This is a genomic window from Reichenbachiella sp., from assembly GCF_033344935.1.
Taxonomy (GTDB): Bacteria; Bacteroidota; Bacteroidia; order Cytophagales; family Cyclobacteriaceae; genus Reichenbachiella.
This window is the reverse complement of sequence record NZ_JAWPMM010000001.1, coordinates 3351972-3377627: the sequence shown is the minus strand read 5'-3', so window position 1 is coordinate 3377627 and position 25656 is coordinate 3351972. Positions and strand designations below refer to the sequence as shown.

The 25656-nt window shown below is 39.8% G+C and carries 20 protein-coding genes and 2 tRNA genes; 11 read left to right on the top strand and 11 right to left on the bottom strand.

Annotated features, from left to right (window positions below; genetic code table 11):
- Nucleotides 1-40: 40 nt before the first annotated feature.
- Complete coding sequence (locus tag R8N23_RS14625; protein WP_318172354.1) at nucleotides 41-631, top strand: tetratricopeptide repeat protein; 591 nt, start codon at nucleotides 41-43, stop codon at nucleotides 629-631.
- Between the two features lie 10 nt (nucleotides 632-641).
- Here the strand turns inward: R8N23_RS14625 and R8N23_RS14620 are convergent, their stop codons facing one another.
- The 4 genes from R8N23_RS14620 to R8N23_RS14605 form a co-directional block, all read right to left on the bottom strand.
- Entirely contained in the window at nucleotides 642-1727 is a 1086-nt protein-coding gene (locus tag R8N23_RS14620; RefSeq protein ID WP_318172353.1) for a DNA/RNA non-specific endonuclease, read from the bottom strand.
- A 4-nt stretch (nucleotides 1728-1731) separates the two neighbouring features.
- On the bottom strand, nucleotides 1732-2622 hold the full coding sequence (locus R8N23_RS14615; protein WP_318172352.1) for a 3-hydroxybutyryl-CoA dehydrogenase: 891 nt from the start codon (nucleotides 2620-2622) through the stop codon (nucleotides 1732-1734).
- Between the two features lie 166 nt (nucleotides 2623-2788).
- A complete protein-coding gene (gene fbaA / locus R8N23_RS14610; protein ID WP_318172351.1) occupies nucleotides 2789-3853 on the bottom strand; it encodes a class II fructose-bisphosphate aldolase in 1065 nt (354 codons plus the stop codon).
- A 222-nt stretch (nucleotides 3854-4075) separates the two neighbouring features.
- Nucleotides 4076-6622 carry a M14 family metallopeptidase gene (locus tag R8N23_RS14605; RefSeq protein ID WP_318172350.1) on the bottom strand — a complete coding sequence of 849 codons (2547 nt, stop codon included), beginning with the start codon at nucleotides 6620-6622 and terminating at the stop codon, nucleotides 4076-4078.
- 147 nt (nucleotides 6623-6769) lie between these two features.
- On the opposite strand from R8N23_RS14605, the gene R8N23_RS14600 reads away from it, so the two are divergent.
- From R8N23_RS14600 to R8N23_RS14585, 4 genes are all read left to right on the top strand, one after another.
- A complete protein-coding gene (locus R8N23_RS14600; RefSeq protein WP_318172349.1) occupies nucleotides 6770-7663 on the top strand; it encodes a hypothetical protein in 894 nt (297 codons plus the stop codon).
- Nucleotides 7664-7826: 163 nt separating this feature from the next.
- On the top strand, nucleotides 7827-10307 hold the full coding sequence (locus R8N23_RS14595) for a PIG-L family deacetylase (RefSeq protein WP_318172348.1): 2481 nt from the start codon (nucleotides 7827-7829) through the stop codon (nucleotides 10305-10307).
- A 135-nt stretch (nucleotides 10308-10442) separates the two neighbouring features.
- Nucleotides 10443-12128: a sodium:solute symporter gene (locus R8N23_RS14590; RefSeq protein WP_318172347.1), complete on the top strand. Its 1686-nt coding sequence runs from the start codon at nucleotides 10443-10445 to the stop codon at nucleotides 12126-12128.
- Between the two features lie 82 nt (nucleotides 12129-12210).
- A protein-coding gene (locus R8N23_RS14585) for an IS3 family transposase (RefSeq protein ID WP_318172346.1) occupies nucleotides 12211-13456 on the top strand; the annotation gives its coding sequence in 2 pieces (ribosomal slippage) (nucleotides 12211-12575 and nucleotides 12574-13456; 1248 coding nt in all).
- A gap of 237 nt (nucleotides 13457-13693) precedes the next feature.
- On the opposite strand, the gene R8N23_RS14580 is transcribed toward R8N23_RS14585, so the two are convergent.
- Nucleotides 13694-13766, bottom strand: a tRNA-Met gene (locus R8N23_RS14580).
- Nucleotides 13767-13889: 123 nt separating this feature from the next.
- Between R8N23_RS14580 and era the strand changes: the two genes are divergently transcribed.
- The 3 genes from era (at nucleotide 13890) to R8N23_RS14565 (ending at nucleotide 16689) form a co-directional block, all read left to right on the top strand.
- Nucleotides 13890-14777, top strand: a complete 888-nt coding sequence (gene era, locus R8N23_RS14575; protein ID WP_318172345.1) for a GTPase Era — start codon at nucleotides 13890-13892, stop codon at nucleotides 14775-14777.
- Between the two features lie 57 nt (nucleotides 14778-14834).
- Complete coding sequence (locus tag R8N23_RS14570) at nucleotides 14835-15593, top strand: lysophospholipid acyltransferase family protein (protein ID WP_318172344.1); 759 nt, start codon at nucleotides 14835-14837, stop codon at nucleotides 15591-15593.
- A gap of 85 nt (nucleotides 15594-15678) precedes the next feature.
- Nucleotides 15679-16689: a GntG family PLP-dependent aldolase gene (locus tag R8N23_RS14565; RefSeq protein ID WP_318172343.1), complete on the top strand. Its 1011-nt coding sequence runs from the start codon at nucleotides 15679-15681 to the stop codon at nucleotides 16687-16689.
- Here R8N23_RS14565 and R8N23_RS14560 read toward each other — a convergent pair.
- Together R8N23_RS14560 and leuS are read right to left on the bottom strand one after the other, a co-directional pair.
- Nucleotides 16686-17126: an SRPBCC family protein gene (locus tag R8N23_RS14560; protein ID WP_318172342.1), complete on the bottom strand. Its 441-nt coding sequence runs from the start codon at nucleotides 17124-17126 to the stop codon at nucleotides 16686-16688. The genes R8N23_RS14565 and R8N23_RS14560 overlap by 4 nt on opposite strands.
- 109 nt (nucleotides 17127-17235) lie before the next feature.
- On the bottom strand, nucleotides 17236-20019 hold the full coding sequence (gene leuS, locus R8N23_RS14555) for a leucine--tRNA ligase (protein ID WP_318172341.1): 2784 nt from the start codon (nucleotides 20017-20019) through the stop codon (nucleotides 17236-17238).
- A gap of 236 nt (nucleotides 20020-20255) precedes the next feature.
- Between leuS and R8N23_RS14550 the strand changes: the two genes are divergently transcribed.
- Nucleotides 20256-21749 (top strand): HAMP domain-containing sensor histidine kinase, encoded by a 1494-nt coding sequence (locus R8N23_RS14550; RefSeq protein ID WP_318172340.1) that lies wholly within the window; start codon nucleotides 20256-20258, stop codon nucleotides 21747-21749.
- A gap of 96 nt (nucleotides 21750-21845) precedes the next feature.
- On the opposite strand, the gene R8N23_RS14545 is transcribed toward R8N23_RS14550, so the two are convergent.
- Nucleotides 21846-21919 (bottom strand) — tRNA-Met (locus tag R8N23_RS14545).
- Between the two features lie 122 nt (nucleotides 21920-22041).
- Here R8N23_RS14545 and R8N23_RS14540 point away from each other — a divergent pair.
- On the top strand, nucleotides 22042-22425 hold the full coding sequence (locus tag R8N23_RS14540) for an START-like domain-containing protein (protein WP_318172339.1): 384 nt from the start codon (nucleotides 22042-22044) through the stop codon (nucleotides 22423-22425).
- On the opposite strand, the gene R8N23_RS14535 is transcribed toward R8N23_RS14540, so the two are convergent.
- Entirely contained in the window at nucleotides 22422-22589 is a 168-nt protein-coding gene (locus tag R8N23_RS14535) for a B-box zinc finger protein (RefSeq protein WP_412071650.1), read from the bottom strand. The genes R8N23_RS14540 and R8N23_RS14535 overlap by 4 nt on opposite strands.
- 190 nt (nucleotides 22590-22779) lie before the next feature.
- On the opposite strand from R8N23_RS14535, the gene R8N23_RS14530 reads away from it, so the two are divergent.
- The gene (locus R8N23_RS14530; RefSeq protein WP_318172337.1) at nucleotides 22780-23304 is read left to right on the top strand and encodes a thioredoxin family protein; all 525 of its coding nucleotides are present in this window, start codon (nucleotides 22780-22782) and stop codon (nucleotides 23302-23304) included.
- Here the strand turns inward: R8N23_RS14530 and R8N23_RS14525 are convergent, their stop codons facing one another.
- Nucleotides 23305-24111 (bottom strand): 3'-5' exonuclease, encoded by an 807-nt coding sequence (locus R8N23_RS14525; RefSeq protein WP_318172336.1) that lies wholly within the window; start codon nucleotides 24109-24111, stop codon nucleotides 23305-23307.
- A 37-nt stretch (nucleotides 24112-24148) separates the two neighbouring features.
- Complete coding sequence (locus tag R8N23_RS14520; protein ID WP_318172335.1) at nucleotides 24149-25507, bottom strand: UDP-N-acetylmuramate--L-alanine ligase; 1359 nt, start codon at nucleotides 25505-25507, stop codon at nucleotides 24149-24151.
- Between the last annotated feature and the right edge of the window lie 149 nt (nucleotides 25508-25656).

The window sequence follows — 25656 nt, the reverse complement described above, 5'->3', positions numbered from 1 at the left end:
TATTTAAGTATTCGTTATAAGTTTGCGCAAAATTGGAGTAATGAGACATTTGATGATCTGGGTGCTGGCATTAGCACTCTTAGCGTGTGAAAACGAAGAAAGAACCAAGGGAGATACCCTTTACAGTGATGGAAAATACGCTGAGGCGATAAAGGCGTATGACGAATATTTGAAGTTGCATCCTTCTCATGTAAAGTCTCTTTATAACCGCGGAAGGTCATTTGAAGAGCTTGGTAAGTTTCAAAAAGCTTATAATGATTTCGAAGCCGTATTAGAAATTGACAAAAAGAATACCTCAGCGATGTTGAGCTTGAGTAAATTCTATTACCGAGACCATAAATTCGAAAAAGCGAAATATTATGGTCAAATGGCAGTGAAGGAAAATGTGAATTTACCGCAGGCACATTTCTGGCTGGGAAGGTCACAACATCAGCTCGGAGCATTTTCTGAAGCACTCACGGCCTACAATAATGCCATTAACTTGGATAGAGAATTGGGCGAAGCTTATTTATATCGCGGTGCTATTAAAATGCAGGGCAATCGAAAAAAAGGAGCTTGCGCAGATTTCAAGTCAGCTAAAGATCTGGGAGTAAAAGAGGCTGAGGCTGCTCAGAAGAAGTATTGTAAATAATTCTTATTCACTATTTCCATAGCGAATAATTGTAAGTCTGTTCAATTTCAGTTTCTAATGGATCTGGTATTGAAGGGAAAAAGTCCAGTCCGGTTGCGTTTTCGACTTCATCGATGCTCATAGCATAGACGCTAAGGTCTTTAGACGACTTTTCGTTGTCCAGAATAAAACCAATGCCTTTAACCTCTTTTCCATTCAGCTCAAGGATTACCTTATAATATTGGTCTGGAACCACGACTTTGTTTTTGCCTATTTTCTCACCCTTACCATGATATATAGGGCCTGTAACTACATAGACTTCATGATTGCTCCTTGCCCAGTCTCTTACTCTTTCTTCCAATTTTTTCCAAATTCCACGATTAAATCCAGGTTGTTGTGGACTCATATTACTCATGTAGAAGGATTCGCTCATGCCATTTTTAGTCCAGGCAAAGTCAGCAGCCGGAGCGAGGTGACCTCTGTCGTACCCGGAACCTTTGTAATCTGCTAGAGAGGCGGATTTTGTTTTTACATCAGGGTCTTCTCTAAAATTATCCGTTCGTTTGAATTTTGAATTATCAAGATTGACCTTTTTCAAGGTGTATGCTACCCAGTCTGCTTGTTCTGTTTTTTCATTGTATCTGAGTGTGTAGTGCTCGTGCTCAACAATTGCATCATCTTGGGTGTATGTCGGCCAGGTAAAATCAAAACTTGCGGAATAATAGTAATTATCATCCTTTGTATAGACAGGGAGATTTTCGTTGGTCTCGATAGTTTCAACAGCACCGTTTTGAGCGTTGATTTTGTTTTCTTCGAATTTCTCTCTTTTTGGCTCTGTAGATGTTTTGTTTTGGCTATCTGTTTTTTGTGAATTGGAGTTTGATTTTTGAGAACGGTCGTCTGCCTGAGGCTTATCTTCCTTTTTAGTTAACTGCTCAGTCTTGGATTTGGTGCTTGAAATAATTTTATCAAGCTCATTATTCCAATCAGGATCTTGTTTGACCCAGTACAGTGCCACTAAAGCCAGAATAGCAACAATAACAAAGATGGCTGAACTATTGACGCCCGTACCTTTGCTATTGCTGCTTTTAGATTTTCCTTTTCGCGCTTTCGCCATTTACTTATTTCTGAAATTGTTTGGAAACTACCAGCTCTTTAGACCCAGCTTCATATTTGTAAAAACCTTCTCCTGATTTAGCACCAAGTACGCCAGCTTCTACCATATTTACCAATAGTGGGCAAGGAGCATATTTTGGATTGCCAAAACCGTCGTGCAATACTCTCATGATGGATAAGCAAACATCCAAGCCAATAAAATCTGCAAGCTGCAACGGACCCATTGGGTGCGCCATGCCAAGTTTCATTACGGTGTCTATTTCTTCTACACCAGCTACTCCTTCATAAAGGGTATAGATGGCTTCGTTGATCATAGGCATCAATATTCTATTTGCCACAAAGCCTGGATAATCATTTACTTCTACAGGAACCTTTGAAAGCTTTTTCGACAGCTCCATGATGGTATCTGTAGTCTCATCACTCGTACTGTACCCACGAATTACTTCAACCAGTTTCATTACCGGCACTGGATTCATAAAGTGCATGCCGATCACTTTATCTTTTCTGTTGGTTGCAGAGCCAATTTTGGTAATAGATATGGAGGAGGTGTTGGATGCTAAAATACAAGACGGCTTGGTGTGCTCGTCTATTTGCTTGAAAATATCAAGCTTGAGGGCCATGTTTTCAGTTGCGGCTTCTACCACTAAGTCTGCTTCTTTCACGCCATCGGCCAATTTCGTAAATGTGGTGATGTTGCCAAGAGTAGCTGTCTTATCTGCTTCGGTAATTTTTTCTTTTTTAATCAGTCGATCCAGGTTTTTGCTGATAGTTGCAATGGCACGATCCAGTGCATCTTGTGAGATGTCTATGAGGTTGACTGTATATCCTGTTTGGGCAAATACATGTGCAATTCCGTTGCCCATAGTGCCTGATCCGATTACTGATATGTTCTTCACTTGGTATTTTATTTGGGTTTGTAATGTCGTTTTTAAAGTGTCACAAAAATGTCATTAATTGTGCAGGGTTCAAAATGATTCTATTCAAGAAATTTGAATTTTAGAAACAAAAAAAGAACCGCCAAAATGACGGTTCTTTTTAATTCTTATGCGAAACTTTTTTGAGTTACGCGTTTCTATTGATGTTATTTAAATCTTCGAATGCATCTTTCAATCTTGCCACAAATGACTTCTCAGCTTCTCTAGTCCAAACACGTGGATCGTAGAACTTCTTGTTAGGGCTGTCGTCACCTTCTGGGTTACCGATTTGTCCTTGCAAGTAGCCTTCGTTCTTTTGGTAGTAGTTTTTCACGCCATCCCAATATGCCCATTGTAAGTCTGTGTCAATGTTCATTTTGATAGCTCCATAAGAAATTGCTTCTCTGATTTCTTCTCTAGTAGATCCTGATCCACCGTGGAATACAAAGTTTACTGGGTTGTGACCTGTGCCAAACTTCTCTTGAATATGATCTTGAGAGTTTTTCAAAATTTTCGGAGTCAACTTCACATTTCCTGGCTTGTATACACCGTGTACATTACCAAATGCAGCAGCAATCGTGAATTTATCACTCACTTTTCCTAGTTCTTCGTATGCGTAAGCTACTTCTTCTGGTTGAGTATATAGTCTAGACTCATCTACATCCGAGTTATCTACGCCATCTTCCTCACCACCTGTGATTCCTAGCTCGATCTCCAATGTCATGCCCATTTTAGACATGCGTTCCAAGTACTTTTTACAAGTCTCGATGTTTTCTTCGATTGGCTCTTCAGACAAATCGATCATGTGAGAAGAGAAAAGAGATTTTCCAGTTCTAGCAAAAAATTCTTCACCAGCGTCCAACATACCGTCGATCCAAGGCAACAATTTCTTAGCACAGTGGTCTGTGTTCAAGATTACAGGCACGCCGTAAGCTTCTGCCATCATATGTACGTGGTGTGCACCCGATACAGCACCAGCGATAGCTGCTTTTTGCCCGTCGTTAGACAATCCTTTTCCTGCATTGAAGGCCGCGCCTCCATTTGAGAACTGCACCATTACTGGCGAATTCAATTCTTTGGCAGTTTCCAATACTGCATTGATAGAGCTAGACCCGATGACGTTAGCTGCTGGTAGAGCGAACTGATTCTCATTCGCGTAGTTCAATAATTCGGTTACTTCGTCTCCAGTGAGAACCCCTGATTTGAATTTCATTTCTTAGTGTGTTTTTAGTGATCTGAAGCCGTGGTAATTCGCGAAACTTCCGATTAAAATAAATGTGATTATTAAGGCTGGCAAAGATATGTATTTGTATCAAATTATCATTGAATTGATAAAAGACAATACTCATTTGCAACTGATCATTGAAATTATTAGGAGTTTTCTAATTAATCAGCGAATTGTTGATAAAAACGCAATTGAAAAAGCATTCTGTTGTTACCGAGCCGATCCAGCTTCTATGATTCCTCCAAAAAACAGAGCGTTTAAAAATAACCTTTGTGTTCCATACCAATAGGCTCTGAAATTTGGGTTGTCGTTGAAAGATATGATCATACCTTTACCATAAGCCGAAAGTCCTATAGCTGGACCATCCGGAATCAACTTCAGGTTTTCTTCTGAGATGTAACCCGCCATCAAGGGATTGGAAGTGTAATGTGCTGGCTGCGCATAGGGGGTCTTGGCTAATTCCATAAACTGAGTGCCTTTTTTGAAAATGGGTAAACGGTTGTCAGAAAAACCGAAACCCAAGGGGTGTGTCAAGTCATTGGATGTTTCGAATATAGCTCCTCCGATTCTTTGTGCACCTTGCGATCGGGATCTAGTGTTGTAGGCTAGGTATTTTTGTGTTGAATCTTTGGCTATTTTTTTGTATTTGATTTTGGATAAGCCAGCTTCGGATATCCATTTGCTAGCAGTTCTGATAGTTATAATATTTCCTCCATTTTGAACCCAGGATTTTATTTTGGCTTGAGCCACATTGCCATAGCTTCCGCTTACCATAACAATCGTATTATAGTGAGTCAAACTCATGTCATTCAATTGATCAATGCTAACCATAGGTAGAGCCATGCCCATGCGTTGATCTAGCATATGCCAAACTTCCCCAGCTTCATAAGGATTGACCTCGTCACCAATGAGCAAAACAGCTTTCGGGGTATTGAGCACTTTGAACTTTGGGCTCCCGAGTTGAAAGCCACCGGTATTTCCAGATTCAATAGATGTAATCGTAATTTGATGTTTTATACTAAGCGTTTGTAAAGCGCTGCGAATTTTACCCTCTTCCATATTTTGATTTTGCAATGGAATCAAAATGCTGCCTCTTTCAAATGATTGGCCTTGAGCATCGGCCCATGGTTCAGTAGCTACCTTAGTTCGAAGTCCTGTTTTTTGGATGTCATACAATAGGGCCGGTGATTGGCTGTCTTGCCAGTGAAAGGCATAGGCGTACTTTGAAGGTTCTAATGTTGAGTTAAATGAAGGTAATTCATCAATTTCAATTTTATCCCCTAGCATATCAGGAGAGAAACTCTTTCCTTTTATTTCTTTATAATTCAAATCGAAGGCTAGGGGTAAAGTCCAAGCGGATACATCATAAAATAGGCTGTCTTGAAATTGGGTACGTGTTTCAAACATGCCTTGTATCATCCGATATTGATTTTGTTTCATTGGAATGATGTACGATTCATTTGCTTTGAATTCATTGATTTGTTTTTTGAGTTTATATACATCCACCTGATGGGCGTTTAGGATGTTAAGGAAGGCTTTGATTTTACTATTGTCGTTAGGAGCAGAGAACACGTATCCTTTGATTTCTTCTTTACTTGCCAACGACGGAATTTCTGTATAGAATTTTCGTTGGTGATCAAGCAATTCACTCTTAAGTGCATAAGAAGCTCTCAGCGTAGATAGTGAAGTAGTGAAATGATTTTTGATTGCGAAAGGGAAGGTCAATAAGCCATTCTCACTTTGTTGGGCATGGCTTCGAGCACTGGCCTGCTCGAAGAGAATGCCTATAGCGCCATTCACATCCGGATAGCTAGATCCTTTGCCTATATAAAAATCATCGAACGATTCTTCTGAATAATAAAGTGAGCCAATTTCATCTAAAGCTTCGGCGTGATAGTTGGCAATCTTTCTAGTGAGCTCGTAGGTCTTATTTGGGGTCAAAGGATTGTTCCTGCTTGGAATACCGGGTTGAAAAAAGTAGGTGCCATTGGTGCCCATTTCGTGATGATCGGTCAACACATTAGGCTTCCAATGGTGATATTGTTTGATCCTCCCGTATGATTCTGGGTGTTGGACAGGTAGCCAATCTCTATTGAGGTCGAACCAGTAGTGATTGGTTCTGGATCCGGGCCAGTTTTCATTTTGTTCCGTATTATTCGGATCTGTGACTTGGTTTTTGCTTTTTTTACTATTTACCCAAGAAGCGAAACGATTCAGCCCATCAGGGTTGTAGCTTGGATCAAGTAGGATTACTGTATTTCTTAGCCAATCTTCTATTTCATCACCTTGTGCTGCCGCTAAATAATAAGCGACTAGTAATGCTGCATTACTCCCGCTGGATTCATTTCCATGTATGCTGTAGCCTAGATAAGCTACCAAAGGCATAGAGGAAAGGTCAAGGTTTTGGGATTGATTATAATCAGAAATTTTCAAGTGCTCTTTTCTGATTTTTTCTAAGTTATTGATATTGTCCGGAGAGGAGATTTTAAGTGTGAGCAATGGACGGTTTTCATGACTTCTGGCATATTCTTCAATTTCTACACGTTCAGAAGATTCAGCCAGAGCATACATATACTGGACCAGTTTGTCATGGCTTACATGCCATTCTCCTACTTCATGACCTAGGATAGATTTAGGAGTAGGGACGGATGAATTGTAGTTGATGTCTTGAGGAAGGTAATAGTTCAGGGATACCTGCGCCTCACTATTCGTAAGGATCAAGATGAATGAAACCAGAGTTAAAATCCTTTTTTTCATATCTGCTTATTTGTATCAAACATAAGCTTTTTAATGCGATCTGTCATTTTTTTGAAAAAAATCTAAGCCTGCATTAAACCTTTGTGTCAAGTGGTAGTCAAAGAGCCAAACAAATTTGAAAAAGACAACCATTAAATATTTAAAACCATGAAAAGATTAATTGGAATTTTTATCTCGACTGCTGCTTTGACTTTTTATTCTTGTTCTGATGATGTAGAAACTATAAGTGACAGTGGATCTACTGATATCGCGATTGAGGATGCAAGTTTAGAAACCACATCCAGCGAATTGATGGAGGAGATTGATGAAGCAGCTGATTTTGCCACTAACTCATTTGAAGCCTCGGGAGCTAAAACTCTTGGCGGATTTGGTTATGGAGGTAAACGATTTGGGGATTGCGTTGTTGTGACGCAAGATGAAGCCACTAATACCAAAATCATTGATTTTGGAGAGGAGGGCTGCGAAGGTCGTGATGGCAGAATTCGAACAGGCAAAATCATTATTACCCATGAGGGAGAAAGAGACGTGCCCGGCTTCAAACGCACGATTACCTTAGAGGACTACACCGTAGATACAATAGGCGTAGAAGGAACTCGAGTCTTGACCTATGTGTCTGGTACAGATACCGAAAAAGAATATAATGCAACGCTGACTGGAGGTAAACTTTCTTTTCCTGATGGTACGGTAGCTACTAGGGAATCGACCAGAACTAGAATTGCAACTTTCGAAGAAGGGGAGAAAATACAAGTAGAGCGTTTTGGTTCAGCTGAGGGTATAAATAGAGAAGGTCTGACTTATGAGAATACAGTAGATGAAACCACTCCGATATTGACCTTGAGTGTTTGTAGGGAAGAAGGAACTTATGCACCAGTCTCAGGTATTCTTTCAATCAACGTCGAAGGAGAGAGTGAAAAAATCATAGACTATGGTGATGGAACGTGTGATAATTTGGTAACTATTACGCAGGATGGGATTTCCACAGAAGTAGAAATTGATCCTAAGCAAAGACGAAAAAGAAGGTTCAGAAGAAGAAATAGTTGAGGGTAATAAGTTTAGGTTAAAGTAGGATAGAGGTCTGCCCCATGGGTAGGCCTCTTGTGTTTTTAATTGTTCATAACTCAAAACAGATATTACCGTTTAGCACTTATTGTTTTTTTATTAATGACTGGCCAACTATCATTGTTGGAAATTTTATAATTCTAATATGCGAACCATTCGACTGTTCTTAATTCTATTATCATTTACCCTTTCTTTTTCTATTCAAGCCCAGCAGCCCAAGAAACCTAATGCTGCAGAGATTCAGCTGATGTTACAAAAGCTGAACGTGCTTGGTTCTGTACTTTATGTAGCCGCTCATCCAGATGATGAGAATACCAGGGTAATCGCCTATATGGCGAATGAAAAGAAATTTAATACAGCCTATCTATCAGCTACCCGTGGCGATGGGGGACAAAATTTGATTGGCTCTGAGATTAGAGAACTACTGGGATTAATAAGAACACAGGAGTTGTTGGCAGCCAGAAGGATCGATGGCGGACAGCAGTATTTCAGTAGAGCCAACGATTTTGGCTATTCAAAGAATCCAGAAGAGACCTTTGAAATTTGGGATAAGGATCAAGTGTTAGAGGATTTTGTTCGCGTGTATAGAAAACATCGACCTGACATTATTATTACCAGATTTCCTGGCACAGGTCTAGGTGGTCATGGACATCATACCGCTTCTGCTATTCTGGCCAAAGAAGCTTTTGAATTAGCCGCAGACAAAAAGCAGTACCCAGCATCTGCTGAAAAATATGGTGTATGGCAGCCTAAACGTTTATTATTCAATACACATCCATTTTTCTATCGACGGGCCGGCATTGAAATGGACACTGCTTCTTTGATGACTTTGGATTTAGGAGCCTACAATCCATTATTAGGGAAATCTTACCCTGAAATTGCTTCATTGAGTAGAAGTATGCACAAAAGCCAAGGTTTTGGCTCTACCGGGTCCAGAGGAACGCAAATTGAATATTTTGATCATACAGCGGGTGACCGATCCTCTGATATGTTTGATGGTATAGATACGAGTTGGAAAAGAGTGAAGGGAGGAGATAAAGTCGGGTATCATGTGGATAATGCACTTATGCATTTCGACCCAACGAATCCATCGATTATAATTCCTGATTTGGTTCAGGCCTACAAGGAATTAGAAAAAGTAAAGGATGCCTATTGGAAAACAATTAAACAGCAGGAAATCAAGGGTTTGATCAAAGCGTGTACAGGTTTATATATGGAGGTAAAAGCTGATCAATTTGCATATACACCAGGTGATTCTATGATGCTAAGCGTTGAATCTATTAATCGATCAGCAATCGATATGAAATTGGTTTCTATCAAGCTAGGAGATGTACAAAGCTTCGATGTGAATCAACAACTAATTAATAATCAACCATTCAATATGGATAGGAAATACTTATTGGACGAGGATGCAGTGTATTCAGATCCTTATTGGTTGAGAGAAGAAGGTAGCTTGGGGATGTACAAAGTAGCCGATCAAAATTTGATAGGCACACCTGAAAATGCGCCAGCATTGTCTTGGATTGCTACTGTCGAAATCGAAGGTGCGCTATTGGAATATGAGCTTCCTGTGATATACAAAGAGAATTCTCCTGTAGATGGTGAATCGTATCGACCCTTAGAAGTAACTCCGCCTGTGTTTCTAAATATTTCTGAAAAGGTATATGTATTTGGCAATGGAGCATCCAAAAAAGTGGATGTGCAAGTATTAGCTGGAAAATCGGGATTAAAAGGTCAAGTATCTCTTGACATTCCTTCAGGCTGGAAAGTAACACCAGAAAATTATGCATTTGAGCTTAGCGATAAGGGAGCGGAAGCCACTTTCACCTTTGAATTATTTCCACCGTCTAGTGCAAGTAGCGGTGAAATAAGCGCATTAGCTAATATTGGAGGTAAGGCGTATAACAAAAGCTTGGTTCGTATCGAATATGATCACATCCCAGTTCAAGCTTTGTTTCCAATATCTAAAGCAAAAGTTGTCAAGGTAGAATTGGAAAAACGTGGAACGAATGTAGGTTACATCGTGGGTTCTGGAGATGAGATTCCTGCGAGCTTGGAGCAGATCGGCTATCAGGTAACAGAATTATCAAACGGAGATATTACCGCAGATAAAATGAAAAATTATGATGCAGTGATCCTCGGTATTAGGGCCTACAATACAAATGATCGATTAAAGTTTTATCAGGAAGAATTGATGGAGTATGTGAAGAATGGAGGGACTATGATCGTTCAATACAACACTTCTCATGCTTTAGTTACTAAAGATTTGGGACCCTATCCATTACAACTGTCTCGTGATAGGGTGACCGTAGAAGGCGCGGAAGTTAGAATTCTTAAGCCAGCGCATCAAGTTTTAAACTTCCCTAATAAAATCACTAATGCAGACTTTGAAGGATGGGTGCAGGAAAGAGGTCTTTACTTTCCTAATGAATGGGATGAACAGTATGAAGCTATTTTGTCCTCCAATGATCCGGGCGAAGACCCAAAAGATGGAGGACTGCTAGTTGCCAAGTATGGAAAAGGTTATTATATCTATTCTGGCTATTCTTGGTTTAGAGAACTCCCTGCTGGTGTTCCAGGTGCTTATCGCATCTTCACGAATATGATATCAATAGGAAAAGAATAATCATCTAAACAGTACTCCATTGGATTCATCAGACAAACCTCCATTTTTTAATAACTGGAAAACCATGTACTTGTTTGTATTTGGCAATTTGGTAGTAGTCATTTTATTGTTGTACTGGTTTAGCATTTCCTTCAGATGAGCACATTAGACTTAGTAGTACTTTTTGGGACATTAGGCCTCATTGTTGGCTATGGTGTTTATAAAACACTAGGAACCAAAGATATAGATGGATACCTGCGCGGAGGCAGCAGTATGAAGTGGGGAACTATAGGGTTGTCCGTTATGGCTACTCAAGCCAGTGCCATTACCTTTATTTCTACTCCAGGTCAAGGCTATGAAAGTGGTATGGCCTTCGTGCAAAACTACTTTGGGCTACCTATCGCTCTGATCATAGTGGCGTTTGTATTCATTCCGATTTATTATAAGCTAAAGGTCTATACTGCTTATGAATATTTGGAAAGTCGGTTTGATAAAAAGACACGTTTGCTAGGCGCATTTTTATTTTTAGTTCAACGAGGCTTGGCAGCTGGAATTACCATTTATGCTCCGGCTATCATTTTGTCAACCATTTTGGGTTGGAGCCTTTCCTGGACGATTCTATTGGTGGGTGTTCTGGTAATTATTTACACAGTAAGCGGAGGTACTAAGGCGGTGAGTCTGACTCAAAAACATCAAATGACAGTCATATTGATTGGTATGGCTATAGCCTTTGGCTACATTGTACATTACCTGTCTGACTTTGTCACGTTTCCAGAAGCACTTCATATTGCCGGGAGTCTGGATAAGCTGAACGCGGTAGATTTTTCTTTGGATTTTGAAAAGCGCTATACCGTTTGGTCCGGAATTCTTGGAGGCTTGTTCCTTGCTTTGTCTTATTTCGGAACTGATCAGTCTCAAGTGCAGCGATATTTAGGAGGAAAGAATACCATTGAAAGCAGAATGGGCTTGATGTTCAATGCAGTGATGAAAGTGCCTATGCAGTTTTTCATTCTGCTGACTGGGGCGCTCCTCTATGTATTCTATATCTTCTATCAGCCACCAGTTCACTTTAATCAGCAAAGTTTGAATAAAGTTGAGCAGCAGGTAGGAAGCGAGAACATTGACTTAATTACAGAAGATCACGACTATTGGATAGGTAAAAGGAAGGCTTCGGCGATGGTTTATAAAGACGCCTTGTTGTCTGGCTCAAAAGAAGAGCAAAAAGAAGCTCAAGAGCTACTCCAATTCACAGCGGAACAGGTGAATAGTTCAAGGGCTGAAATGAAAAACCTTATTGCGTCTACAGATGTTACCATCAAGTTGAAAGACTCTGATTATGTCTTTCTAACGTTCATTCTCAATTATTTACCACAAGGAATTATTGGGTTATTAATAGCAGTAATATTTTCTGCAGCGATGTCGTCTACCTCTGGGGAGTTAAATGCATTGGCGTCGACCTCTGTGATTGATTTTTATAAGAATCTGATCAATCAAAATGGAACGGAAAAGCAATATATGCTTGTTTCTAAACTTCTAACTGCGGCGTGGGGTGTTCTGGCGATTTGCTTTGCTTTTATGGCGCATCAATCAGAGAATTTGATTGAGATGGTCAATATTCTGGGATCTCTTTTCTATGGTAATATTCTAGGGATTTTCCTCGTGGCATTTTTCTTTAAGTATGTACAAGGTACGGCTGTGTTTTGGGGCGCTATTCTTTCGCAGAGTCTTGTAATTGCATTATATAATTTCACAGAGATCGGTTACCTCTGGTTCAATGTGATAGGATGCGTAGGAGTGATAGTGATTGGGTTGTTGATTCAGTTGGTAAAACCTAAGGCATAAAAAAGCCCTTTCAGAAAACGAAAAGGCTTTTATCGTCAGTATGTCTCGTCCTGAAATAAGTTGACACAAAAACGACTTATTTATGAAAGACGAGAAGCGCAGTTCTTTAGGAGGGAAAAAGCGCACCCAGCGCGACTACAACATGGGCTTTAAACTGGCGGTTGTATCTGAAGTGGAAAAAGGCGAAATGACCTACAAGCAAGCCCAAAAAACTTATGGTATACAAGGAAGGAGTACAGTTTTGGTTTGGTTACGCAGATATGGTAAATTAGACTGGAGTCACCCGAAGCAACACTTTATGGCCTCACCTAAATCAAAAGAGACACCAGCACAGAAGATCAAGCGATTAGAACGTGAATTATCTGATGAGCGATTGAAGAATGAGATTCTTAATATGATGATTGACATCTCAGACAAAGAACACGGAACTTCAATCAGAAAAAGGGATTACCCAAACAATCTGGCGCATCCGAGAAGAAAAGCACGTGAGTCTCTCACGTAGCTGTCGACTGTTTGGGATTAGTAGACAGGCGGTTTATCAATCAATACAGAGATCTAAGCAAAGAGCAGAAGAACTCTCCAGGATCAAACCCCTTGTCCAAAAGGTAAGGATGCAAATGCCCCGACTGGGCACGCGGAAGCTGTACCATTCATTGAAAGGTGAATTTGACCGGCAAAACATAAAAGTGGGTAGAGATGCTTTGTTCAACTATTTAAGAGCCGAACACCTGCTCATCAAGCCAAAGAAGAATTATACAAAAACTACCAACAGTAAGCATTGGTTGAGAAAATACCCCAACCTATTGAAGGATCGGAAAGCTATTCGCCCTGAAGAAGTTTTTGTCAGTGATATTACTTACATCAAAAGTAGGGAGCGAACCCATTACCTCTCTTTGGTCACAGATGCATATAGTAGAAAGATTATGGGCTATCACCTCAGTGATGACATGAGTGCTGAACACGTGGTCAAAGCACTGAAAGTTGCTGTCAAAAACAGAAAAACAACCCAAACGCTTATTCATCATTCCGATAGAGGATTACAATATTGCTCCACTCTTTATCAGTCTGAGCTTAGTAATCATCAAATCACCCCATCTATGACCGATGGGTATGACTGCTATCAAAATGCACTAGCAGAAAGAGTTAATGGTATCCTAAAGGGGGAGTTCCTCATTCATAAATGCAATACTGGCCAAGAATTGAAAATACTGATCAAAGAGTCAATAGATACCTACAACAATCAAAGACCTCATCTAAGTCTCAACTATAAAACACCTAACTTTATACATGAAAAAACCTGTGAATATCAATCCACAGGTTTTACTTAAATCTTTTTAAAAACCGTCAACCTATTTTAGGACGGGTCAGTTCTTTTCAGAATCGGATTACATAGAAAAGGCAGAAGGATAACATTCTCATATTATTAGCCTTTGTGTAGTAGCGGGAGCTGACCCGCGATGGAATTGCCGCGATGGAATTGTCGAACCAGCGACCTAGATTCTCCTATGGCTTTTCAAAACGAGACATAAAAAAAGGCCAACATTTTCATGTTAGCCTTTGCGTAGTAGCGGGGACAGGACTCGAACCTGTGACCTTCGGGTTATGAGCCCGACGAGCTACCAACTGCTCCACCCCGCGATGTATTTTATTGCACTTTTTGAGACGAATGAGTCATAAAATCCTTCGTTTTTCCCTCAATTGCGATGCAAAAGTAGACGGCCATTGATTAAAAAACAAGTACCTTTGAACTTTATTTTTAATATGAGTGAAACTAATTTCAAATCGGGCTTTGTAAGCATTGTAGGTAAGCCGAATGTCGGAAAATCTACCTTGATGAATGCCCTCGTCGGGGACAATCTTTCCATTATTACATCCAAAGCGCAGACCACTCGTCATCGCATTATGGGGATACTGACTGGTGACAATTTTCAAGTGGTATATTCTGATACGCCTGGCTTGTTGAAGCCTCAATATACATTGCAAGAATCCATGATGAAATTTGTTAGTGCTTCTTTGGAGGACGCTGATTTGGTGCTCTATGTGGTCGAACTCATGGAGAAGCATGAAGATGAAGAAACACTGGAAAGAATTATAGCGAGTGGGACCCCGGTAATTTTCGTGATTAATAAAACGGATCTAAACAAAGGATCACGATTGACAGATAAAATTGACTATTGGAGTTTGCTTTACCCAGATGTGGAGATCATGACGGTGTCTGCACTGACAAAAGAAAATGTAGACGTTTTGTTTGCCAAGATACTGGATCACATGCCCGAACATCCAGCTTACTTCCCAGGTGATACACTTACAGATAAGCCAGAAAAGTTTTTTGCCTCAGAGATTATTCGAGAACAAATTTTCAAGAATTACAAACAGGAGGTTCCTTATAGTACAGAGGTAGAAATAGAATCTTTCAAAGAAGACGAAGAGATTATCAGACTTCGTGCGGAGATTTTTGTAGAACGAAAATCTCAAAAAGGTATTATCATTGGAAAAGGGGGAGAGGCCATTAAAAAAGTTGGGACTGAAGCTCGTTTGCAATTAGAAAAATTCTTTGGGAAGAAAGTGTTTTTAGAAACTTTTGTGAAGGTGGCGACTGATTGGAGAAAGAAGGATAGTTTGCTCAAGAAATTCGGCTATAAAGGATAAAAATTTTTCACATCATTATGCAAATCAAATAGGTTTGCCAGCCATTGATTTTATCGAATGAACTCAAATAACCAATCACCAAATACTTTTAATTTATTCTTGTTGCGGATCTATTTGATCTATGCTGGATTCATGTTCACCATTACCTTTTTATTGGGTACTCCGGTGGTTCTATTAGCCTTGATCCTGAAATATGATAAGTTGGCTTTGGTTGTTAATCACTATTGGGCCTATGTTTTTTTCTTTTTGGTAGGCATAAGGTTGGAAGTAACAAAGCAAGGTATTGTTGAAAAAAAATCAACCTATATTTTTTGTGCTAATCATTTCTCTTTTCTAGATATCGCTATAATGCCTGTGATGCCTGTGCCATTTAAGTTTGTGGGAAAGGTATCCATTGCCAAAGTCCCACTAATGGGCGCAATTTTTAAAAGGTTTCACATCACAGTGGATAGGGCCAAATTAAGAGATAGATATGCGACTTATAAGAAGGGTATAGAGGCGCTAAAATCCAATTGCTCATTGACTATCTTTCCTGAAGGGGGTATTAGAAGTGGCAATCCTCCACAGATGGAGTCTTTCAAAGAAGGCCCTTTTAGAATGGCCATAGAAACGGGAGTGTCTTTAGTGCCTGTGACGCTTGCAGATAATTGGCATATTTTTCCAGATGATGGTCAATTTTTCTTTCGTCGTAAGAAGTGTAGAATAGTGATCCATGAGCCCATTGACCCAAGTAAATACACTATGGAAACACTCAAAGAATTTCAGGAAGACGTTAAGAAAATCATTCAACAAGAGTTGAACAGATTGAATTCTTGATTCTTCTAGGAAAGCAAGCTGAGATTGTTATATTTAATCTCTTGTTGAAGCCTTTCTAATTTTAACTACTGAATAATTTCATACCATGACGATTGATCTAAGAAGCGACACCGTAACCAAACCATCTGATGAAATGCTTGAGGCCATGATGGCTGCAGAGGTAGGAGATGATGTCTTTGGAGAGGATCCGACTATCATGATATTGGAAAACAAAATTGCTAAATACTTCGGTAAGGAAGCGGCTTTGTTTTGTCCGTCTGGGACCATGACCAACCAAATTGCTATCAGAATAAATACCCAACCTCAAGACGAAATCATTTGCGATAGAACCGCTCATATTTATAATTACGAAGGTGGGGGTGCGGCTTACAATTCGATGGTATCCATGAAGTTATTGCATGGAGATTTAGGGCGCTTCACAGCCAATGACGTCAAAGAGAATATTAATCCTGATGATATTCACTATGCCCGTACATCCATGGTAGCTCTAGAGAATACCGTAAACAAAGGAGGTGGAAGTGTTTTCCCATTGGACGTGATTAAAGACATTACTAAAGTCGCCATAGAAAACAAACTAAAAATGCATTTAGATGGCGCTCGTATTTTTAATGCATTGGTGAAGACAGGAGAGAACCCTGTCGATCATGGTAAATGTTTTCATACGATGTCAGTATGTTTTTCTAAAGGCTTGGGTGCCCCTGTTGGTTCAGCCTTATTAGGGTCAAAAGAAGCGATAGCTCGAGCTAGAAGAGTGAGAAAGGTATTCGGAGGAGGTATGCGCCAAGCAGGTTATTTAGCTGCCGCATGCATCTATGCGTTGGAGAATAATGTCCAACGTTTGAAGGATGACCACAGAAGAGCCAATCAATTGGCCAATATGTTTGAAGATAAAATGTACGTAGAAAACATTGTCTCAGCAGGCACCAATATTGTGATCGTTTCTATTGCCAAAGACAAATCAGTGAGTGAACTACTCAATGCTTGGAAGAAAAAGGGGTTACTAGCTGTGCCTTTTGGGCCAAATGATATTAGACTGGTTACACATCTCAACTTTACCGATGATATGCTTCAAAAAGTAACTCAAGTATTGGCTTAAGCGAACTCAGCTTCGGCAAATGACTTGAATTGATTCATAAACTTGAGGGTTTGTTTAGGAAAGGCGCCTTTCATGAAAATTCCCATGAGTTTCATAAAGCCAGAAAATTGGAATTCGTTTTCAGATACCCATCGAGTTTGCTTTTCACTGATTTCTTCAAATCTATTGGATATGATATTGAAAACTCCTTTGGTTTCATAGGTACCTGCCATTTCACTGGGTAAGTCATTTTTAGTGACTGTTTCTATCATCTCTATCTCGCGTTTGCCCATTTTATAATGCAGCTTCGATTTAGCTCCTGGTTGGCCGGGATCTCCGCTGATTGGATCAAAACTGACCAGGTCTGGTTGCCATTTGTGCATGTTGTCTGGGTTGTCGAATAGCTGAATGACTTTTGGTCTTGGAAGATCGATAATGATATCAACAGTGTATTTCATAATTAAGCGCGTTTATCTGTTCAAGATAATCATTCAGTGTCTCAAAAAAAAAGGCTTCTAACTGGATTTATACCAATTAGAAGCCTTCTTGAGATAGTATACGTAATGATTATACTACCACGTTGATAATTCGTTTAGGGACGATGATCACCTTTTTTGGAGGTTTGCCTTCTGTCCATTTCACCACTGCCTCATTGGCCAATACTTCAGCTTCAATTTCCTCTTTTGGTTTGTCTATGGCAAAAGCGATTTTAGCTCTTACTTTTCCATTGATGGAAATAGGATATTCGTGCGTGCTTTCCGTCAAGAAACTCTCATCAAATGCAGGGAATTGCGCCAGACTTACCCCTCCAGTGTGGCCTAGTTGCTCCCATAGCTCTTCGGCCAGGTGAGGCGCAAAAGGAGAGAGCGCAATAGTCAGTTTCTCCAATATCTCTCTCTTGTTACATTTCAATGCTGTCAATTCATTCACAGCAATCATAAGCGTACTCACCGAAGTATTCAAAGACAAGTTGTTGATGTCTTCTTCCACTTTTTTGATTGTGCGATGTATGATTTTTTGCTCTTCTGCAGAAGGTTTGTCATCTGATACCGAGAAATTCTCTTCGTCCTGATGAAACAATCGCCAGAATTTTCTCAGGAACTTATATACACCGTCAATGCCATGCGTATTCCAAGGTTTGAATTGTTCCAATGGTCCTAAAAACATTTCATACATACGAAGCGTGTCTGCGCCGTATTTCTCAATGATATCATCAGGATTTACCACGTTGTATTTGGACTTCGACATCTTTTCTACTTCGTAGCCGCAGATGTATTTTCCATCTTCTAAAATGAATTCTGCATCCTTCAAATCAGGTCGCCAAGCCTTGAAAGCTTCTGTGTCTAGAATATCATTGTCTACTAAACTCACATCAACATGCATGGGTGAAGTTTCATGCTGTTCTTTAAGGTTTAGAGATACAAATTGGTTCGTTCCCTTAATTCTATACACAAAGTTAGAACGCCCTTGAATCATACCTTGATTCACTAGTTTCTTGAATGGCTCTTCTTCCTTGGCAAATCCTCTATCGCAAAGGAATTTGTTCCAAAATCTAGAATAGAGCAGGTGGCCTGTCGCGTGCTCTGTGCCACCGATGTATAAGTCTACATCTTTCCAGTAGTTCTGTGCTTCTGAAGATACAAACGCCCCTTCATTATTCGCATCCATGTATCGGTACCAGTACCAGCTCGATCCTGCCCATCCAGGCATGGTGCTGAGCTCCAACGGATAAGATTCAGTTGAGCCTTTAGGCGTATAAGTAAACCCTTCCGCTCTAGCTAGTGGAGGATCGCCGTCAGCAGTGGGGAGGTATTTGTCTATTTCTGGTAATACAATAGGTAAGTCCTCTTGTGCCACTGGGTAAGGAATGCCGTCTTTGAAATAAATCGGCACTGGTTCGCCCCAATATCTCTGACGAGCAAAAATGGCGTCTCTAATACGGTAATTGATTTTACCACTGCCGATGCCATTTTCTTCCAAGAAAGCAATGGCTCTATCAGTACCTTCTTGAAACGAAAGTCCTTTCAGGATGCCTTCGTTTATAATCTTGCCTTCTTTGGTAGCGTCTGCTTCTTTACTCACGTCCATGCCGTCATAAACGGGAAGAATAGGCAAATCAAAATGTGTAGCAAAATCAAAATCTCTTTGGTCTCCACCAGGTACAGCCATCACAGCTCCAGTACCATAACCTGCCAAAACATAATCTGCGATCCAGATTGGAATTCGCTCTTGGTTAAAAGGGTTGATGGCATAAGCTCCAGTGAAAGCTCCTGAAACAGTCTTCACGTTAGTCATACGATCACGCTCGGACTTGTTTTTGGCTACTTCTACATAGGCTTCCACTTCTTTGCGCTGGTCATCTGTAGTGATTTTATTGATTAGCTCTAATTCTGGAGCAAGAACTAAAAACGTCACACCGCAAACCGTATCAATACGGGTTGTAAAGACTGTGATTTTGTCTTCATGTCCTTCAATGGCGTAGTCCATTTCAGCTCCCTTGGATTTGCCAATCCAATTACGCTGCATTTCTTTGAGTGGCTCTGGCCAATTGACGGTGTCTAGTCCCTCAAGCAATCTTTCTGCATAAGCGGTGATTCTCATGCTCCATTGCTTCATGTTTTTTCTGACTACAGGGAAACCACCCCTTTCTGAAAAACCATCTTTCACTTCGTCGTTCGAGAGCACTGTTCCCATTTCAGGACACCAGTTTACTGTGGTTTCAGATAAGTAGGTCAATCTATATTGAAGTAGAATTTCTTGCCGCTGACTTTCTGAATAGCCGTTCCAACCTTCGGCAGTAAATGAAGTAACATCTTCATCACAAGCCGCATTCACCTTTGAGTTGCCTTCCTTGGCAAACACAGCTACCAATTCACTTATGTCCTTGGCTTTATTCGCCTCATAGTCATACCAACTATTGAATAGCTGGATAAAGATCCATTGCGTCCACTTATAGTAGTTAGGATAGCAAGTTTGCACCTCTTTGCTCCAGTCAAAAGAGAACCCAATGTTTTTCAGCTGTTCCTTATATCTGGCAATGTTTTCTTCTGTCGTAACTGCTGGATGCTGCCCGGTTTGGATGGCGTATTGTTCGGCAGGCAAGCCGAAAGCATCAAACCCCATAGGATGCAATACATTATATCCTTTCGTTCTTTTGAATCGACAAACAATGTCCGAGGCGATGTATCCTAAAGGGTGGCCTACATGCAACCCAGCTCCAGATGGATAAGGAAACATGTCCAAGGCATAAAATTTAGGTTTGTCCTGATTGACTTCAGCTTTAAAAGACTGTTGGTCTTGCCAGTATTGTTGCCATTTTTTTTCGATCGATTGGAAGTCGTATGATGCCATCAGTTTCTTGGTACTATTTAAATTTAGGAGCGCAAAATTAATAGGATTATTGAATTATGAGGCTTAATCAAAAGGGGATGTCGAAACGTAAGGCTATATTCTTTAGGACTGCCTAGACCGATTCATATACTATGAAATGTATATGAGGTATACAAAGCGTCTACAAGGACAAAAAAGCAATCCTGACTTGGGCTAAATTTGGATTGGTCGACTAGATTAAGAGTAAATAATAAAAGATGACGAAGGATTTAGATACTTTGGTCGAACTGTCGCTCGCAGATGACAAATTTCCTACTGCGGTCTATCACAACGGACGATTGCTGCAGGTAGAAACTAAAGATGAATGGCACATTACAGGCAATGACTTGAAAGCCCGTTTCTACCTTGTTAATAAATGCATAGTGCTATCCAAGGTACAAGGTGCTCTTACATCTGCAACTGCCTTGGCCGTGGGACAAACTATCAAGGAAATCGTGGAATATGCAGAGTTGAAGAAAATTATTGCGATTTCAGATTTGTCTGGAGTATTGAGCTTGGGAATAGGCACCCCATCCGAACTGTATGCCTTGGTGAGTTCTGACCTGAGCAAGTTAAGAGAGCATGAGTATATCATACCTTCTCCCAAAATGAAAATTATTGCCAGCTTGCACCGAACTATTCTTAAGTCGTTCAAGCGTACAAGCACAATGGTTGAGACCTTTGCGCAAGCGGTAGACATGGCTTTGGATTATAAGTATGGCAAATCAAGCAAACTTGATGAGGCGTCAGCCAAGTTGGATAATCTTCATTTTAAAAGAATATCACAACTCAAAGAAGCGATTAGTCGCATATCCTGGGATCAGGATTACCAACCAATAAACTTTGCCATTCCTAAAGAAGATCCTTTTTTTGAACTCTTTGAAGCCTTTAGCAAACTACAAGTCGAGATTGGAAATTTGGTCTCTGAAATTGGCGGGATGAACAAAAATCTAGAAAATTTGGTTGCTGATAGAACCAAAGAGTTGGAAATTCAAACGAGCAAACTCAGCAAGATTAATTTACAATTGGATCGATTTATCTATAGCGCCTCACATGAACTAAGAACGCCAATTGGGAATATGATGGCTCTTGTACAATTGCTTAGAGATGATGCAAATGTGGAGTCCAAAACGAATTATCTGAATCTATTGGATGATGCCATTCAAATGCAGGACGGAACTTTGTCCCAAATCATCAGATATCGAGAGGATAAAAAAACGTTGTTAAAACGGGATGAAATAGATCTCCAAACTTTTTTTGAGGAGATTCTCGATGAGCTGGGTATAAAAAACGAGGTTGATTTTTCTTATGATATTAAGGTGGTTCAAAAAAATCAATTTTTCACCGACAAGATTAGACTTACACGCATCGTCACAGAACTTGTAAAAAATGCCATTCAATTCAGTAATTTCAAAAAGATAGAACTTGAAGCCTTAGTCTATGGAACTCAGGCTGTGCTAACCGTACGGGATTTTGGCATGGGAATTAAACCAGAGCAGGTACCTCTTATCTTTAATTTGTTTTATCGTGCGTCGGAGCGTAGTTCCGGTGTCGGTTTGGGTCTCTTCATTGTTAATGAGATGCTGGCAACTTTGCACGGAACAATAGAGGTAGATTCCGAAGTGGACTGGGGTACAACAATAATACTTAAGCTACCTTGTTTGATGGCGCAGACTTTCCCTGGAGATTCTTTTGGTGGAAATTGGTGCTAATGATTTAGCTAAATTTCCAACCTAAGCTCTGAGAATATTTCAGATAATAAAGAAAAAGGCAGTTGCCTAATATTAGGAACTGCCTTCTGAATCTAGTAGCGAAGACGGGAGTTGAACCCGTGACCTCAGGGTTATGAATCCTGCGCTCTAACCAACTGAGCTACCTCGCCTTGTGATTTTTCGAGGTGCAAATCTAGCCATTGTTTATATAATCGCAAGTCTTTATAAAAACTTTTGATACATTCGTAGAAAATTCATACATTGGGTAAATAGCAAATCGATAATAAAGGATATGAGCAAGTTCAAATTTGTAGGGGAATATGAAATTAGAGCGTCAAAAAAAATGCTATATCCTTACCTATCTACCGCAAGTGGCCTCGCCCAGTGGTTTGCGGATGACGTTAATATTAACGAGGACAAAATATTCACGGTGATTTGGGATGGTGAAGAGAATCAAGCGAAGATGGTTTCTCATCGAACAAACTCGCAAGTGAAATTTGAGTTTGTCTCAGATGACGACGATCCTAATTACGTTGAATTCAAAATTGATATGAATGAAATGACCCAGTCAGTTTTTATCAGGGTTACCGATTATTCAGAAATGGATGATGAACAGGAACTTGAAGAGCTTTGGGAAAGCTTGATGCACAATCTTAAAGAAATAGTGGGAGGCTAATTAATTTGGTGTTCTAACCGAACAACAATCCCATCGCATACCGCACACTTACCAGCAAACAAGCCCGGTTTTCCATGTTCTTCTTGGCATTTGACGCACCAATACCTACCGCATGATCGGCAGTGCAAGGTGGCTCTTTTTTCACATTTATTGCAATTGTGCATATTCCTTCTTCTTTATCTAAATATAATAAATATTAGAAACTAGACATTTATTGTTTGCCTAGAAAAAGTCCGTTGGCATAAATTTTCGTAATAAAATGAACCTAAAATGGTTATTAGTAGTATTAGAGTATGAGTGCATTTCAAAAAAATGTACCTTTGGATTGTAATTAATAAGTAAAATCTTGAGAAGATGAATAGGACCTCTATTTTAAGTATTTGTGTTTTAGTGATGAGTGTGTTGATTGCTGGCCAGTCTGTAGCGCAGGATGTGAAGAATGGTTTTCGCTCATCAGAGAATGATGGATGGATGGTAAATGTAGAAGAGGCTTATCAATTATCAGAGAAAACGAACAAACCGATCTTGGCCAATTTCACTGGAAGTGATTGGTGTGGGTGGTGTAAAAGATTGAAAGCTGAGGTTTTTAATAAACCTGAGTTTAAAGCATGGGCAGCGGAGAATGTAGTTTTATTAGAATTGGATTATCCAAGAAGAACTGCTTTACCTGAAGCACAGAAAAAACAGAATGCAGAATTGCAGCAGGCCTTTAGAGTGACAGGATTTCCTACGATTTGGATGTTTGATTTGGATAAGCCAGATGGTAAAAGGTTTCAAATTCAAGCCTATGGTAAAACAGGTTATGCTGCTGGTGGCCCGAATAATTACATCGCAAACCTTGATAAGATGCTAGAGCTCAAAGAGAAAAATGTAAACTAATTATCTAGCGTTAAACCCTCTAAGTTTTATTTGTGTTAACTTTCTTTTGGTATCTAAAGGAAAGTCTCCTTTCATCATCCAGTCGTAATAGCCTGGTTCGGCTTTCAAGATGTCTTCCACAGGTTTGTGTCTGTGTTTCCCAAAGTTAAATACTTCAACACCTTCATCATTAGTTACAAATCTGCCGGCTAGATCTACCATATTAGCAGCAGTGACTTCATGCAAGTTTTTCATGTCATTGGCAATAGTACCAATCACTTTACCCATTGGGTTTACTACTTCTTGTCCATCGTATCTTTCTACTTGAGCTTTGATTACAGCAGCTGTTGCCAAAGTATCTGCTTCGGCACTATGGGCATCATCCAATGATTTGCCACAGTAGAATTGATATGCAGCGGTTAATGTTCTTTTTTCCATCATATGGAAAATTTTCTGGGCATCAACGAATTTTCTATTAGAAATATCAAAATCCACTTCTACTCTTGCAAATTCTTCGACCAAAAGGGGAATATCAAATTTCAGACAATTGAATCCTCCCAAGTCGCAACCATTGAGGAACTCAGCTAGACTTTTGGCAATAGATTTAAAAGTAGGAGCGTCCTTAACATCCTTGTCATAGATGCCATGAATCATACTGGTTTCAACCGGTATTGGAATGGTTGGATTGATTTTCATCGTTTTGATGATTTCCTCACCATCAGGCATGATTTTTACCACAGAGATCTCAACAATGCGATCAGTAGATATATTAGTTCCGGTAGTTTCCAGATCGAAAACCGCCAGTGGATTTTTTAATTTTAATTGCATTGATGTTGTTTCTAATGATTAACCAGAGGTCTGATTATTAAACGATTTTTTCTGCAAACGCAGCTATGTCCATTCCGCCGAAAGTGCCAGAACTCATGAATAATAGGTCATGATCTTTCCAGGCTTTAGCTTCAAGATGAGACTGAAGTTTATTGGTGTCTGTAAATACAATGAGATCCTTTCTCCCAAATGCATCTTTTATTTCAGCCTCTGTAAAAGGAGTATAGTTCTTTTCTTCAACTACTTTTTGATCGAAAAAGACGATGGCTTCATCGGGAGACTTGTAAGTGCCTTTGTAGTTGGATAAGAAATCTTTATTTAAACTACTAAAGGTGTGCAGTTCATAACAAGCCACTAATTTTCTTTTTGGGTGCAGCTCTTTTAGTGCCGCAGAGGTAGCAGCTAATTTAGAGGGTGCATGCGCAAAGTCGGTATAAACTGATGTGTCACTATTTTCAGCCAAGAGGTTATTTCGTTTAAATGCGCCTTCAAAAGATGCTACTGCCTCGTGAAATTGCTCATCTGTAATTCCAATTCTTTTCAGAATTGTTTTAGCTCCTTCAATGTTTTGCATGTTGTGCTTGCCAAAAAGCTTGAGAGGCGTATCTCCATTAATGACAAAAGCACCATTTTTTACTTTGTATTTGGGCGTTTCGTATGGTTCCTGACGAACGTCTGCTCTTTCTGCTGATCCAATTTTTTTGGCTTGTTTATCATCGGTGCAGTAAACTAGAGTTCCAGCTTTCGGTGTACGATCTGCCAGTTTTTCAAATTGTTCGAGATAGTTTTTTTCTGTCGGATAAACATTAATATGATCCCACGCCGTGCCGCTGATCAGTGCGATATGATGATCATATTTTAGAAATTTTGGTTCTGGATCGAGAGGTGAAGTAAAGTATTCATCGCCTTCAATGATTATGACGGGTGCATTCGAAAGTTTTATCGTCTCGTCGATTCCATTAACCTTAGCACCAATTACATAATCGAAGTCACGCTTCCAATAGTTAAGTACGTGTATAATTGTACCTGTAATGGTGGTTTTACCATGGCTGCCGGCAATTACAATTCTTTGCTTATTGTTAGATTGGGCTCTGATGAATTCTGGATAGGACCAGATTTTAATTCCTAATTCTTGAGCTTTTAGTAATTCAGGATTATCTGCTTTCGCATGCATACCTACAATTACAGCATCTATTGAGTCATCAATTCTATTGGCATCCCAGCCCATTTGATTGGGTAGGAGATCATGGGATTTTAATAAACTTGCCGCAGGATCATAAATCTTATCGTCAGAACCAGATACAGTCATTCCTTTTTTCTTTAAGGCAATGGCTAAACTGCTCATTACTGCACCTCCAATGGCGATAATGTATATTTTCTGATTTTGCTGACTCATGCGGGATTCGAATTTTTTCAAAAATAAGACAATTAGTAAGGTGTGCAAATTAAACCCAAGCTTAAAATTTGAACAACAATATTCTGATAAGTAAACGTTTAATAATGTAATGACTCTTATACATTCATTTCATTGTGGAAATGTTGTCT

Coding starts and splice junctions, on each gene's coding strand:
- leuS (WP_318172341.1), bottom strand. CDS start 20,019: ATGGCATCATACGACTTCCAATCGATCGAAAAAAAATGGCAACAATAC.
- R8N23_RS14595 (WP_318172348.1), top strand. CDS start 7,827: ATGCGAACCATTCGACTGTTCTTAATTCTATTATCATTTACCCTTTCT.
- R8N23_RS14540 (WP_318172339.1), top strand. CDS start 22,042: ATGAGCAAGTTCAAATTTGTAGGGGAATATGAAATTAGAGCGTCAAAA.
- R8N23_RS14525 (WP_318172336.1), bottom strand. CDS start 24,111: ATGCAATTAAAATTAAAAAATCCACTGGCGGTTTTCGATCTGGAAACT.
- R8N23_RS14550 (WP_318172340.1), top strand. CDS start 20,256: ATGACGAAGGATTTAGATACTTTGGTCGAACTGTCGCTCGCAGATGAC.
- era (WP_318172345.1), top strand. CDS start 13,890: ATGAGTGAAACTAATTTCAAATCGGGCTTTGTAAGCATTGTAGGTAAG.
- fbaA (WP_318172351.1), bottom strand. CDS start 3,853: ATGAAATTCAAATCAGGGGTTCTCACTGGAGACGAAGTAACCGAATTA.
- R8N23_RS14570 (WP_318172344.1), top strand. CDS start 14,835: ATGAACTCAAATAACCAATCACCAAATACTTTTAATTTATTCTTGTTG.
- R8N23_RS14600 (WP_318172349.1), top strand. CDS start 6,770: ATGAAAAGATTAATTGGAATTTTTATCTCGACTGCTGCTTTGACTTTT.
- R8N23_RS14520 (WP_318172335.1), bottom strand. CDS start 25,507: ATGAGTCAGCAAAATCAGAAAATATACATTATCGCCATTGGAGGTGCA.
- R8N23_RS14560 (WP_318172342.1), bottom strand. CDS start 17,126: ATGAAATACACTGTTGATATCATTATCGATCTTCCAAGACCAAAAGTC.
- R8N23_RS14620 (WP_318172353.1), bottom strand. CDS start 1,727: ATGGCGAAAGCGCGAAAAGGAAAATCTAAAAGCAGCAATAGCAAAGGT.
- R8N23_RS14535 (WP_412071650.1), bottom strand. CDS start 22,589: ATGCACAATTGCAATAAATGTGAAAAAAGAGCCACCTTGCACTGCCGA.
- R8N23_RS14530 (WP_318172337.1), top strand. CDS start 22,780: ATGAATAGGACCTCTATTTTAAGTATTTGTGTTTTAGTGATGAGTGTG.
- R8N23_RS14565 (WP_318172343.1), top strand. CDS start 15,679: ATGACGATTGATCTAAGAAGCGACACCGTAACCAAACCATCTGATGAA.
- R8N23_RS14605 (WP_318172350.1), bottom strand. CDS start 6,622: ATGAAAAAAAGGATTTTAACTCTGGTTTCATTCATCTTGATCCTTACG.
- R8N23_RS14625 (WP_318172354.1), top strand. CDS start 41: ATGAGACATTTGATGATCTGGGTGCTGGCATTAGCACTCTTAGCGTGT.
- R8N23_RS14590 (WP_318172347.1), top strand. CDS start 10,443: ATGAGCACATTAGACTTAGTAGTACTTTTTGGGACATTAGGCCTCATT.